The organism is Streptomyces sp. NPDC093064 (assembly GCF_044754605.1).
Classification (GTDB): domain Bacteria; phylum Actinomycetota; class Actinomycetes; order Streptomycetales; family Streptomycetaceae; genus Streptomyces.
Map to the genome: position 1 here is coordinate 35417 of NZ_JBIVPK010000015.1, position 12291 is coordinate 47707.

The 12291-nt window shown below is 71.4% G+C and carries 11 protein-coding genes; 9 read left to right on the plus strand and 2 right to left on the minus strand.

The genetic code is table 11. From position 1 onward, the window contains the following. Positions 1–56 precede the first annotated feature (56 nt). The gene (locus ACIQFZ_RS19775) at positions 57–968 is read right to left on the minus strand and encodes a carbohydrate kinase (RefSeq protein WP_402691789.1); all 912 of its coding nucleotides are present in this window, start codon (positions 966–968) and stop codon (positions 57–59) included. Between the two features lie 170 nt (positions 969–1138). On the opposite strand from ACIQFZ_RS19775, the gene ACIQFZ_RS19780 reads away from it, so the two are divergent. Beyond that, complete coding sequence (locus ACIQFZ_RS19780; RefSeq protein ID WP_365423622.1) at positions 1139–1567, plus strand: Rieske (2Fe-2S) protein; 429 nt, start codon at positions 1139–1141, stop codon at positions 1565–1567. 22 nt (positions 1568–1589) lie between these two features. Here the strand turns inward: ACIQFZ_RS19780 and ACIQFZ_RS19785 are convergent, their stop codons facing one another. After that, the gene (locus tag ACIQFZ_RS19785) at positions 1590–2537 is read right to left on the minus strand and encodes a hypothetical protein (RefSeq protein WP_402691790.1); all 948 of its coding nucleotides are present in this window, start codon (positions 2535–2537) and stop codon (positions 1590–1592) included. Positions 2538–2812: 275 nt separating this feature from the next. On the opposite strand from ACIQFZ_RS19785, the gene uvrC reads away from it, so the two are divergent. The 8 genes from uvrC to secG all read left to right on the plus strand — a co-directional run bounded on the left by uvrC (position 2813) and on the right by secG (position 12237). After that, positions 2813–4918 carry an excinuclease ABC subunit UvrC gene (uvrC, locus tag ACIQFZ_RS19790; RefSeq protein WP_376651397.1) on the plus strand — a complete coding sequence of 702 codons (2106 nt, stop codon included), beginning with the start codon at positions 2813–2815 and terminating at the stop codon, positions 4916–4918. Further along, positions 4915–5916 (plus strand): RNase adapter RapZ, encoded by a 1002-nt coding sequence (gene rapZ, locus ACIQFZ_RS19795; protein WP_365423631.1) that lies wholly within the window; start codon positions 4915–4917, stop codon positions 5914–5916. Before uvrC ends, rapZ begins: the two co-directional genes overlap by 4 nt. Further along, positions 5913–7007, plus strand: a complete 1095-nt coding sequence (gene yvcK / locus ACIQFZ_RS19800) for a uridine diphosphate-N-acetylglucosamine-binding protein YvcK (protein WP_365423634.1) — start codon at positions 5913–5915, stop codon at positions 7005–7007. Before rapZ ends, yvcK begins: the two co-directional genes overlap by 4 nt. After that, positions 6998–7987 carry a DNA-binding protein WhiA gene (whiA, locus tag ACIQFZ_RS19805; RefSeq protein WP_141362000.1) on the plus strand — a complete coding sequence of 330 codons (990 nt, stop codon included), beginning with the start codon at positions 6998–7000 and terminating at the stop codon, positions 7985–7987. The genes yvcK and whiA overlap by 10 nt, the downstream gene beginning before the upstream one ends. A gap of 688 nt (positions 7988–8675) precedes the next feature. Then, positions 8676–9683 carry a type I glyceraldehyde-3-phosphate dehydrogenase gene (gene gap, locus ACIQFZ_RS19810; RefSeq protein WP_402691791.1) on the plus strand — a complete coding sequence of 336 codons (1008 nt, stop codon included), beginning with the start codon at positions 8676–8678 and terminating at the stop codon, positions 9681–9683. 164 nt (positions 9684–9847) lie between these two features. Next, positions 9848–11059 (plus strand): phosphoglycerate kinase, encoded by a 1212-nt coding sequence (locus ACIQFZ_RS19815; RefSeq protein ID WP_376553535.1) that lies wholly within the window; start codon positions 9848–9850, stop codon positions 11057–11059. A 6-nt stretch (positions 11060–11065) separates the two neighbouring features. Further along, positions 11066–11842: a triose-phosphate isomerase gene (gene tpiA, locus ACIQFZ_RS19820; protein ID WP_383062748.1), complete on the plus strand. Its 777-nt coding sequence runs from the start codon at positions 11066–11068 to the stop codon at positions 11840–11842. Between the two features lie 158 nt (positions 11843–12000). After that, positions 12001–12237, plus strand: coding sequence for a preprotein translocase subunit SecG (secG, locus tag ACIQFZ_RS19825; protein WP_361411400.1), 237 nt, complete (start codon positions 12001–12003; stop codon positions 12235–12237). Positions 12238–12291: the final 54 nt, after the last annotated feature.

Consider the following 12291-nt stretch of genomic DNA (forward strand, 5'->3'; position numbering starts at 1 on the left):
CGGCAGGCAACCGCGCCCCGCGGGTACTCCCGCGGGGCGCCGCTCGCTCCGGAGGTCTACGGCGCGCCCACCTCCGCCGCGTAGGGCGGCTCCGCTCCCGCGCGCGAGCAGGTGATCGCCGCCGCGCAGGCCGCGAACCGCAGCAGCCGGTTCCAGCCCGAGGCGCCGAGGCCCGCAAGGCCCTCGGGGGAGAGGGCGTCCTGCACGGCCAGTGCGTGCAGCAGGGCGGCGTTCACGGTGTCGCCCGCGCCGATGGTGTCGACGACGTCGACCTTCTCGCCCGGCACGGAGTACTCCGCGCCGTCCCGGGTGTACGCGGTGAGCCCGTCGCCGCCGTGGGTGATCACCACGGCGGCGGGCCCGGCGGCCAGCCACTCGCGCGGAGTGCCGCCCAGCCACCCCGCGTCCTCTTCGGAGAGCTTCAGCAGCGACACCGAGGGCAGCCAGCTCGCGAAACGCGCCCGGTAGGCGTCCGCGTCCGCGATCAGGCCGGGCCGGATGTTCGGGTCCAGCGCGGTGAACACACCCTGGACGGACGCCGTCCGCATCAGCTCCTCGTAGGCGCTCGCGCCCGGCTCCAGCACCAGCGAACAGGTGCCGAAGGACACCGCGCGGGTTCCGGCGGGGAGGGCGGCGGGCACCGTGAACAGACGGTCGGCGGTGCCCTCGACGTAGAACGAGTACGCGGCGGAGCCGTCGCTGCCGACCGTGGCGACCGCCAGCGTGGTCGGCTCGGCGCCGCGCTGCACACCGGACACGTCCACCCCGGCCCCCCGCAGCCCGTCGAGCAGGGCGTCGCCGAAGGCGTCGTACGACGTGCGGGAGCAGAACGCCGTGGGTGAGCCGAGGCGGCCCAGCGCGACGGCCGTGTTGTACGGGCCGCCGCCGAGTGCCGGTCTGAGGTCCGCGAGGGCGCCCCTTCCCCGCGGTACCAGGTCGATCAGGGCCTCACCGGCGACGACGATCACGAGTCGGTTCCTCTCTCGGACAGCTCGGGCCGGGAAGCTATCCCATTGCGCGCCGGAGGTAAAACGCCGGCCCGGGTCGTCCGCGTCCGTCCGTCCGACCCGCCCCCGTCCGGTCCGGGACCGGTGGGTATCGTCGGCGTTGTCCAGCCCCTTGACCAGTGGAGGCCTTCATGTCCGGCCGCCCCTCCGCGAGCCGCCGCACGATCCTGCGGGGAGCGGCCCTCACCCCCGCCGTCGCGCTCGGGCTCACCGCCTGCGGACCGATCGGCGGCGGCGTCACGACCCCCGCCACGCCCACCGCGCCGGTCGACCTCGGCGCCGAGAGCGAGGTCCCCAAGGGCGGCGCCAAGCTGTACCGGGACCACAACGTGGTGGTCAGCCGGGACGCGGACGGCACCCTCAAGGCGTTCAGCACGATCTGCACGCACGCGCAGTGCCCGATCAACAAGCTGCAGGGGACGAAGCTGATCTGCCCCTGCCACGGCAGCGAGTTCGACGCCACGACCGGCGAGGTGGTGCGCTCCCCGGCAAGCGCGCCGCTGCCCGAACTGCCCGTGCGCGCCGAGGGCGGCAGGCTCGTCGCCGGATCCGGCGCCTGACGTCCGCCGCCGGCCGGCCCGCTCACTCCCAGTCCCAGCCGACCCCCACGGTCCCCGACCGCACGCGCGGCTCCACGAGGTGCACCGAACGGTGCCGCTCGCTCACCGCCAGCTCCCGGCGGCCGCTGCGCGGAGCCGCCGCCGACGCCTGAGTGAACCGGTGGCAGCGCACCGGCAGGGTGCCGGCGTCGAACCGCACCTGAAGGGCGTACTGGCCGCCGGCGGAGGCGAACTCCCGGACGTACTCGCGCGTCGTCCCGGCCGTTCCGTCCTCCACGCCGTGCCGGAACAGGAACGTGTCGCCGGCCCGCAGCCGGGTGTCGAAGAGCAGTTCGGCCACCAACACCCCGGTGTCGTGGTGCCGGCGTATCCGCCCGGTACGGCAGTTCTCCAGGGCCCGCACGGTCATCCGCTCCGGCGCGCACCCCGGATCGCCGTGGTGGACGGCCACGAAGCGGTCCACGCCGTCCCGGTGGGCGCGCACGATGTGCTGGGACTCGCGGCCCGCGAGTTCGCGGCGCGCCCCGATCAGCACCCGCTCGTGGTGCCCGAGCACGTGCAGCCCGCCGCCGGGCGGGCAGTCCAGCTCCGCCAGCAGCCCGCCCAGCACGTCGGAGGCCCGGACCAGGGAGCGGTAGGAGCGCACGGCGGGCCGCCCGCCGGCCGCGTGCTCGTCGGCGTCGGCCAGCAGCCGGATCAACGACTCGTCCGGCAGCCGCAGGATCTCCTCCAGCGCCCGTACGGCCCGCAGCGACTCCGGGCGCTGCGGGCGCCGGGCGCCCTGCTGCCAGTAGCTGAGGCTGGTGACGCCGACCTTCACTCCGTAGCGCGTCAGATGGTGCTGCACGCGCTGCAACGGCAGTCCGCGGGCGGCGATCGCGGCGCGCAGCGCCACGTGGAAGGGGCCGCCCCGCAGGGCCGTGTCCAGTTCCGCGGTGGCGACATCCGCCTCCTGTGTGGCGTGCGGCATGCGCGGGCCTTTCTGTGAAGGTGCGGGCGGCTCGGCGGACCCTTCACGCGGGTCGTCGGGGCCGCCCCGTGCGAAGGCAGGGTTCTTCACATCCGTACGCCGTCGTTCACGGCCCCGAGTTCCCCCGCATTGAAGCGTGTTGACCAAGTCCCGACAACACCTGAGACCCGACAGGAATGCGCTCCTGGCCAAGGAAGCAGCCCTGGCCGGGGCGCGCCGCTGCCCGGGTCGTGGAGGGCCGCCGCGGTGTCGGTGCTCGACAGTAGGGTTGAGACATGGCCGACCCCTCCAGCTACCGCCCCAAGCCGGGAGACATCCCGGACTCACCCGGGGTCTACCGGTTCCGTGACGAGTACCGCCGGGTCATCTACGTCGGAAAGGCCAAGAGCCTGCGCCAGCGCCTGGCGAACTACTTCCAGGACCTCGCGAACCTCCACCCGCGCACCCGCAGCATGGTCACCACGGCCGCGTCCGTGGAGTGGACGGTGGTGTCCACGGAGGTCGAGGCGCTGCAGCTGGAGTACTCCTGGATCAAGGAGTACGACCCCCGGTTCAACGTCAAGTACCGCGACGACAAGAGCTACCCGTACCTCGCGGTGACGATGAACGAGGAGTTCCCGCGGGTGCAGGTGATGCGCGGCCACAAGAAGAAGGGCGTGCGTTACTTCGGGCCGTACGGGCACGCGTGGGCCATCCGCGACACCGTCGACCTGCTGCTGCGCGTCTTCCCGGTGCGCACCTGCTCGGCCGGTGTCTTCAAGAACGCCGCCCGCACCGGCCGCCCCTGCCTGCTGGGCTACATCGGCAAGTGCTCCGCGCCGTGCGTCGGCCGCGTCTCCGCCGAGGAGCACCGCGAACTGGCCGAGGACTTCAGCGACTTCATGGCCGGCCGCACCGGCACGTATCTGCGCCGCCTGGAGAAGCAGATGGCGGAGGCGGCCGAGGAGATGGAGTACGAGCGGGCGGCCCGCCTGCGCGACGACATCGAGGCCCTGAAGAAGGCCATGGAGAAGAACGCGGTCGTGCTCGCCGACGCGACCGACGCCGACCTCATCGCCGTCGCCGAGGACGAGCTGGAGGCCGCGGTGCAGATCTTCCACGTGCGCGGCGGGCGGGTGCGCGGCCAGCGCGGCTGGGTGACCGACAAGGTGGAGGATGTCACCACCGGCGCTCTCGTCGAGCACGCCCTGCAGCAGCTGTACGGCGAGGAGAGCGGGGACGCCGTGCCCAAGGAGGTCCTCGTCCCGGCCCTGCCCGACCCGGTCGAACCGGTCCAGGAGTGGCTCGCCGAGCGCCGCGGGTCGAACGTCTCGCTGCGCATCCCGCAGCGCGGCGACAAGAAGGCTCTCATGGAGACCGTGCAGCGCAACGCCCAGCAGGGGCTCGTCCTGCACAAGACCAGGCGCGCCTCCGACCTCACCACGCGCTCGCGCGCCCTGGAGGAGATCGCCGAGGCCCTCGACCTGGACAGCGCCCCCCTCAGGATCGAGTGCTACGACATCTCCCACCTCCAGGGAGACGACGTGGTGGCCTCCATGGTCGTCTTCGAGGACGGCCTCCAGCGCAAGAGCGAGTACCGCCGCTTCCAGATCAAGGGCTTCGAGGGCCAGGACGACGTCCGCTCCATGCACGAGGTGATCACCCGTCGCTTCAGGCGCTACCTCGCGGAGAAGGAGAGGACCGGCGAGTGGGCCGACGGCGAGGACGTCGCCGTGGACGGCTCACCCGACGGCTCGCCCGACGGCGCACCCGGAGGAGCCGTCGGCGCCCTCACCGAGGACGACGGCCGCCCCAAGCGCTTCGCCTACCCGCCCCAGCTCGTCGTCGTCGACGGCGGGCAGCCCCAGGTGGCGGCCGCCCAGCGAGCCCTGGACGAACTCGGCATCGACGACATCGCCGTGTGCGGACTGGCCAAGCGGCTGGAGGAGGTCTGGCTGCCCGGCGACGACGACCCGGTGGTCCTGCCCCGCAGCAGCGAGGGCCTGTACCTGCTGCAACGCGTGCGCGACGAGGCCCACCGGTTCGCCATCACCTACCAGCGCACCAGACGGGCCAAGCGCTTCCGCGCCGGGCCCCTGGACGACGTGCCCGGCCTCGGCGAGACACGCAAACAGGCGCTGATCAAGCATTTCGGCTCGGTGAAGCGGCTGCGGTCCGCGACAATCGACCAGATCTGCGGGGTACCCGGTATAGGCCGTAAAACGGCCGAGACCATCGCGGCGGCACTCGCCCAGGCGGCCCCGGCCGCACCCGCCGTCAACACGGCGACTGGAGAGATCATGGAAGACGTGGAAGAAGCGCCGCCGGCGACTACGGCGGGCGACGCGGAGACGCCCGTGCCCACGGGCGTTCCGGACGACCGACGGGGGCAGGAGACATGACCGAGCACGACGCACGGCGAAGCGCCGAGCGAGATCAGTCCCACGAGGGACCGCGCGAGGAACAGCACGAACGCGCGTCCAAGGAAAACGGAGCACAGGTGAGTACGGGCATCGACACAGCCGGCGTCCCCGACACGGCCATTCCCGAGCTGGTGATCATCTCCGGCATGTCCGGGGCCGGCCGGTCCACGGCCGCCAAATGTCTGGAGGACCTCGGCTGGTTCGTCGTCGACAACCTGCCGCCGGCGCTGATCCCCACCATGGTGGAGCTCGGTGCCCGCTCGCAGGGCAACGTGGCACGCATCGCGGTCGTCGTCGACGTCCGCGGCCGCCGCTTCTTCGACAACCTGCGCGAGTCCCTGGCCGGCCTGGAGGCCAAGAACGTCACCAGGCGGATCGTTTTCCTGGAGTCCTCGGACGAGGCCCTGGTGCGCCGCTTCGAGTCGGTGCGCCGGCCCCACCCGCTCCAGGGCGACGGCCGCATCGTCGACGGCATCGCCGCCGAGCGTGAGCTGCTGCGCGAACTGCGCGGCGACGCCGACCTGGTGATCGACACCTCCAGCCTCAACGTGCACGAACTGCGCGCCAAGATGGACGCCCAGTTCGCCGGCGAGGAGGAGCCCGAACTGCGGGCCACCGTGATGTCGTTCGGCTTCAAGTACGGTCTGCCGGTCGACGCCGACCTGGTCGCCGACATGCGGTTCCTGCCCAACCCGCACTGGGTTCCCGAACTGCGCCCGTACACCGGCCTGAACGACGAGGTCGCCGCGTACGTCTTCAACCAGCCCGGCGCCAAGGAGTTCCTCGACCGCTACGCCGAGCTGCTGCGGCTCATCTCGGCCGGCTACCGGCGCGAGGGCAAGCGGTACGTGACCATCGCGATCGGCTGCACGGGCGGCAAGCACCGCTCGGTGGCCGTGTCGGAGAAGCTCGCCGCGCGGCTCGCGGCCGAGGGCGTGGAGACCGTCGTCGTCCACCGGGACATGGGGCGCGAGTGAGTGGACGTACTCCGCGGCTGAGCAGGCTGCGCCGGGTGGTGCCGGAGGGACGTTCGGCGCGCCAGGCGATCGCGGCGCGCGCGGGGCGCCCGGCCGAGGCCCGGGGCGGCCGGGCGCGCCGCCGCGGCGCCCAGCCCAAGGTGGTCGCCCTCGGCGGCGGCATGGGCCTGTCCGCCTCGCTCGCCGCACTGCGCCGGATCACCGGCGATCTCACGGCCGTCGTCACCGTGGCGGACGACGGGGGCTCCAGCGGGCGCCTGCGCGACGAGCTGGGCGTGCTGCCGCCCGGGGACCTGCGCAAGGCGCTGGCCGCGCTGTGCGGCGACGACGACTGGGGCCAGACCTGGGCCCGAGTGATCCAGCACCGCTTCACCTCCCAGGGCGACCTGCACGACCACGCGGTGGGCAACCTGCTGATCGTCGCCCTGTGGGAACAGCTCGGCGACCACGTCCAGGCGCTGGACCTGGTGGGCAAGCTGCTGGGGGCGCACGGGCGCGTGCTGCCCATGTCCGCCGTGCCCCTGGAGCTCCAGGCCCTGGTCAAGGGGCATGATCCGGAGCGGCCCGAGGAGGTCGACACCGTGCGCGGCCAGGCCACCGTCGCGCTCACCTCGGGCGAGGTGCAGTCCGTGCACCTGGTGCCGCTCGACCCTCCCGCCGTGCCCGAGGCCGTCGACGCGGTCCTGGACGCGGACTGGGTGGTGCTCGGACCCGGCTCCTGGTTCTCCTCGGTCATCCCGCACCTGCTGGTGCCCGAGCTCCTGGACGCGCTCACCGAGACCAGGGCCCGCCGGGTGCTGTCCCTGAACCTCGCGCCGCAGCCGGGAGAAACCGAGGGCTTCTCCCCGCAGCGTCATTTGGAGGTTTTGGGACGACACGCCCCTAAACTCGCCCTGGACGTGGTGCTGGCCGACGAGGCCGCCGTGCCCGACCGCGAAGTGCTGACCGAGGCCGCCAAGCGGTTCGGCGCCGCGGTCGAGCTCGCGCCGGTGGCCCGGAGGGACGGAACTCCGCGGCACGACCCGGAGCTGCTGGCCGCCGCGTACGACCGTATTTTTCGGATGCATGGAAGGATCGGCCCATGGCGATGACGGCAGCGGTGAAGGATGAGATCTCCCGGCTCCCCGTCACCCGGACCTGCTGCAGGAAGGCGGAGGTCTCCGCCCTTCTGCGGTTCGCCGGCGGCCTCCACCTGGTCAGCGGGCGGATCGTGATCGAGGCGGAGCTGGACACCGCCATGGCGGCACGGCGCCTGAAGCGGGACATCCTGGAGATCTTCGGCCACAGCTCCGAGCTGATCGTGATGGCGCCGGGCGGACTGCGCCGCGGCTCGCGCTACGTCGTGCGCGTCGTCGCGGGCGGTGACCAGCTGGCCCGCCAGACCGGTCTGGTCGACGGTCGGGGCCGGCCGATCCGCGGCCTGCCGCCGCAGGTGGTCTCGGGGGCCACCTGCGACGCGGAGGCCGCCTGGCGAGGTGCCTTCCTGGCCCACGGTTCACTCACCGAGCCGGGCCGCTCCTCCTCCCTGGAGGTGACCTGCCCGGGCCCGGAGGCGGCCCTCGCGCTGGTCGGTGCCGCGCGCCGGCTGTCCATCGCCGCGAAGGCCCGCGAGGTGCGGGGCGTGGACCGGGTGGTGGTCCGCGACGGCGACGCGATCGGCGCCCTGCTGACCCGTCTGGGCGCCCACGAGTCCGTGCTGGCCTGGGAGGAGCGGCGGATGCGCCGCGAGGTCCGTGCCACGGCCAACCGCCTCGCCAACTTCGACGACGCCAATCTGCGCCGCTCGGCCCGCGCAGCCGTCGCGGCCGGCGCGCGGGTGGCCCGTGCCCTGGAGATCCTCGCCGACGACGTTCCCGAGCACCTCGCCGCCGCGGGGCGCCTGCGCATGGAGCACAAGCAGGCCTCCCTGGAGGAACTGGGCGCCCTCGCAGACCCCCCGCTGACCAAGGACGCGGTCGCCGGACGCATCCGCCGCCTGCTGGCCATGGCCGACAAGCGGGCCTCCGACCTCGGCATCCCCGGCACCGAGGCGAACCTCGCCGACGAACTGGCGGACAACCTGGCGGGCTGACCGCCACGGGCCGGCCGACCGGCCCGGCCCCATGTTCCGACCGGCCCACGTCCTGACCGTTCCCGACCGCCCTGCCGCCTCCGGCCGGCCGCGTCCTCCCGCCACGGGTCGGTCGGCACCACCCGACCGACCCGTGCCGGCCGCCATCGGCGTGCCGCCTCACATCGATCGTCACCGCACCCCGACCGGCCACCATCGGCCAACCAGCACCGGCTGGTTGGCCGATGGTGGCCGGTCGGTTGATATGGGACTACCGACAGTGACCAGCCCGGGTCGGCCGACGCGGGTCGGCGACGGTGCTTGACAGGCCGCTTCGGCCGTCGAGGGCAGAGGTGGCCGGGGCATGGACGGGGCGGTGGGGACACTCCGACGCAGAGGTGGCCCCGTGGGGGAATTGACGGGTTTGCCGGAAGTCCGGATTGGTCGGAGATCACGGCATTTCACAAGTGAGCTGAGGTGCTCACGAACGAGTGACCAACACGGTCAATTGGTATGGGCAATCCATAGCGAAATCGGGTGATCCCGGCAGCCTGCGCGAGGGGTTCGGGCCTTTGTCGAAGCAGTGCTGTCCAGGACGCGTCCGGATGTCACTTCGGAGGCCTTGGAGGGGTAGGGTCGTGGGTGGTCGGGGACATCCCAATACAGCTCGCCGGCGTCGAAACCGGCGTACCAACGAGGAGATCGGTTCGTGACGATCCGCGTAGGCATCAACGGCTTTGGCCGCATCGGTCGTAACTACTTCCGCGCGCTGCTGGAGCAGGGTGCTGACATCGAGATCGTGGCTGTCAATGACCTGGGTGACACCGCGACCACCGCTCACCTGCTGAAGTACGACACCATCCTGGGCCGCCTCAAGCAGGAGGTCTCCCACACCGCCGACACCATCACCGTCGACGGCCACACCATCAAGGTGCTGTCCGAGCGCAACCCCGCCGACATCCCCTGGGGTGAACTCGGCGTCGACATCGTCATCGAGTCCACCGGCATCTTCACCAAGAAGGATGACGCCGAGAAGCACATCGCCGGCGGCGCCAAGAAGGTCATCATCTCCGCTCCGGCGAAGAACGAAGACGTCACCATCGTGATGGGCGTCAACCAGGACACGTACGACCCGGCCAGCCACCACGTCATCTCCAACGCCTCCTGCACCACCAACTGCGTGGCGCCGATGGCGAAGGTCCTCGACGAGAACTTCGGCATCGTCAAGGGTCTGATGACCACCGTGCACGCGTACACGAACGACCAGCGCATCCTGGACTTCCCGCACAAGGACCTGCGCCGCGCCCGTGCCGCCGCCGAGAACATCATCCCGACCACCACCGGCGCCGCCAAGGCCACCGCCCTGGTGCTGCCGCAGCTCAAGGGCAAGCTGGACGGCATCGCCATGCGCGTCCCGGTTCCCACCGGCTCGGTCACCGACCTCGTCGTCGAGCTCTCCCGCGAGGTCACGAAGGAAGAGGTCAACGCCGCCTTCCAGAAGGCCGCCGAGGGCGAGCTGAAGGGCCTCCTGGACTACACCGAGGACCCGATCGTCTCCTCGGACATCGTCAACGCCCCGGCGTCCTGCACGTTCGACTCCTCCCTGACCATGGTTCAGGACGGCAAGAACGTGAAGATCATCGGCTGGTACGACAACGAGTGGGGCTACTCCAACCGCCTCGTCGACCTCACGGTCTTCGTCGGCAACCAGCTCTGACCGGCAGGGCAGGCACCTCGATGTGAGAGCAGGGCTCGGGCGGCGCGCCAAGCGCCGTCCGGGCCCTGACGCACGTGCAGCGGGCCGAACGACCACAACCCGCCCACGTGCGGATCGATCAGCCCTCGTACGATCAAGAGCCCCCTCCTCAGGAGTCCCACCCCATGAAGACGATCGACGAACTTCTCTCCGAAGGCGTGGACGGCAAGCGGGTCTTCGTCCGCGCCGACCTCAACGTGCCGCTGGCCGACGGTGTCATCACCGACGACGGCCGCATCCGCGCCGTCCTGCCCACCGTCAAGGCCCTCGCCGAGGCCGGCGCCAAGGTGGTCGTCGCCTCCCACCTGGGCCGCCCCAAGGGTGCCCCCGACCCGGCCTTCTCGCTGCTGCCCGCCGCCGAGCGGCTCGGCGAACTCCTGGGCGCCCCCGTGGCGTTCGCCCAGGACACCGTCGGCCCGGCCGCCCACGCCGCCGTGGACGGCCTTCAGCCCGGCCAGGTCGCGGTCATCGAGAACCTGCGGTTCAACCCCGGCGAGACGTCCAAGGACGACACCGAGCGCGGCGAGTTCGCCGACCGGCTCGCCGCCCTCGCGGACGTGTACGTCGGCGACGGATTCGGCGCCGTGCACCGCAAGCACGCCTCCGTCTACGACCTGCCGGCCCGCCTGCCGCACTACGCCGGCTACCTCATCGCCACCGAGGTCGGTGTCCTGAAGAAGCTCACCGAGGACGTCCGGCGGCCCTACGTCGTCGCGCTCGGCGGCGCCAAGGTCTCCGACAAGCTCGCCGTCATCGACGAGCTGCTGGGCAAGGCCGACCGGCTGCTCATCGGCGGCGGCATGGCGTACACCTTCCTCAAGGCCCAGGGCCACGAGATCGGCACGTCCCTCCTTCAGGAGGACCAGCTCCCGGCCGTCAAGGAGTACATCGAGCGGGCCGAGAAGACCGGTGTCGAGCTGGTCCTGCCGGTGGACACGCTGGTCTCGCCCGAGTTCCCGGACCTGAAGGCCAAGGCCCCGGTCCACCCCGCCGCCGTCGCCGCGGACGCCATGCCGGCCGGCCAGCAGGGCCTCGACATCGGCCCGGAGTCCCGCAAGCTGTACGCCGCGAAGCTCGCCGACGCCGCCACCGTCTTCTGGAACGGCCCGATGGGCGTCTTCGAGCACCCCGACTTCGCCGAGGGCACCAAGGCGGTCGCCCAGGCCCTGGTCGACTCGGACGGCTTCACCGTCGTGGGCGGCGGCGACTCCGCCGCGGCAGTCCGTACGCTGGGCTTCGACGAGACGGCATTCGGCCACATCTCTACCGGCGGCGGCGCCTCCCTCGAATACCTCGAGGGCAAGACGCTCCCCGGCCTCGCCGCACTGGAGGACTGAAACCGTATGAGCACGCGCACGCCGCTGATGGCGGGCAACTGGAAGATGAACCTCAACCACCTCGAGGCCATCGCGCACGTCCAGAAGCTCGCCTTCGCCCTGGCCGACAAGGACTACGAGGCCGTCGAGGTCGCCGTCCTGCCGCCCTTCACCGACCTGCGCTCCGTGCAGACGCTGGTCGACGGCGACAAGCTCAAGATCAAGTACGGCGCCCAGGACGTCTCGGCGCACGACTCCGGCGCGTACACCGGCGAGATCTCCGGTCCGATGCTGGCCAAGCTGAAGTGCACCTACGTGGTGATCGGCCACTCCGAGCGCCGGCAGTACCACAACGAGACCGACGAGCTGGTGAACGCCAAGGTCAAGGCCGCCTACAAGCACGGCCTGACCCCGATCCTGTGTGTCGGCGAGGAACTGGAGGTCCGCGACGCGGGCAACCACGTTCAGCACACGCTCGCCCAGGTCGAAGGAGGTCTGAAGGACCTCCCGGCCGAGCAGGCCGAGTCGATCGTGATCGCCTACGAGCCCGTCTGGGCCATCGGCACCGGCAAGGTCTGCGGCGCGGCGGAGGCCCAGGAGGTCTGCGGCGCCATCCGCGGCAAGCTCGCCGAGCTGTACTCGCAGGAGGTCGCCGACCAGGTGCGCATCCAGTACGGCGGCTCGGTGAAGTCGGGCAACGTCGCCGAGATCATGGCGCAGAAGGACATCGACGGCGCCCTGGTCGGCGGTGCCTCGCTGGACTCGGACGAGTTCGTCAAGATCGTGCGCTTCTCCGAGCAGTGAGCCGGGTCCACCGCGGGCACTGAGCCGGGCCCGCCGTGAGCGGCGGGCCGGGCCGTGAGTATGCGTGGGCGGCGATCCGTCGTACCCTTGCGGGGGCATGGTAGGCATGACCTGCCACACCCCGTCGTCCATCCGAATCCGAGGAAGTTGGTCCAGCCGTGGTTTTGGGGTTCTCGATCGCCCTGATCGTCTTCAGCCTGCTGCTGATGCTGCTGGTGCTGATGCACAAGGGGAAGGGCGGCGGCCTCTCCGACATGTTCGGTGGCGGTATGCAGTCCTCCGTCGGCGGCTCCTCGGTCGCCGAGCGCAACCTCGACCGCATCACCGTGGTCATCGGCCTGCTGTGGCTCGCCTGCATCATCGTGCTCGGCATCCTGATGAAGTCGAGCAGCTGACGAGCGGCTGCCCGTCGGTCGGGACCGCACATTCCACACGTATGGCCTCATGGT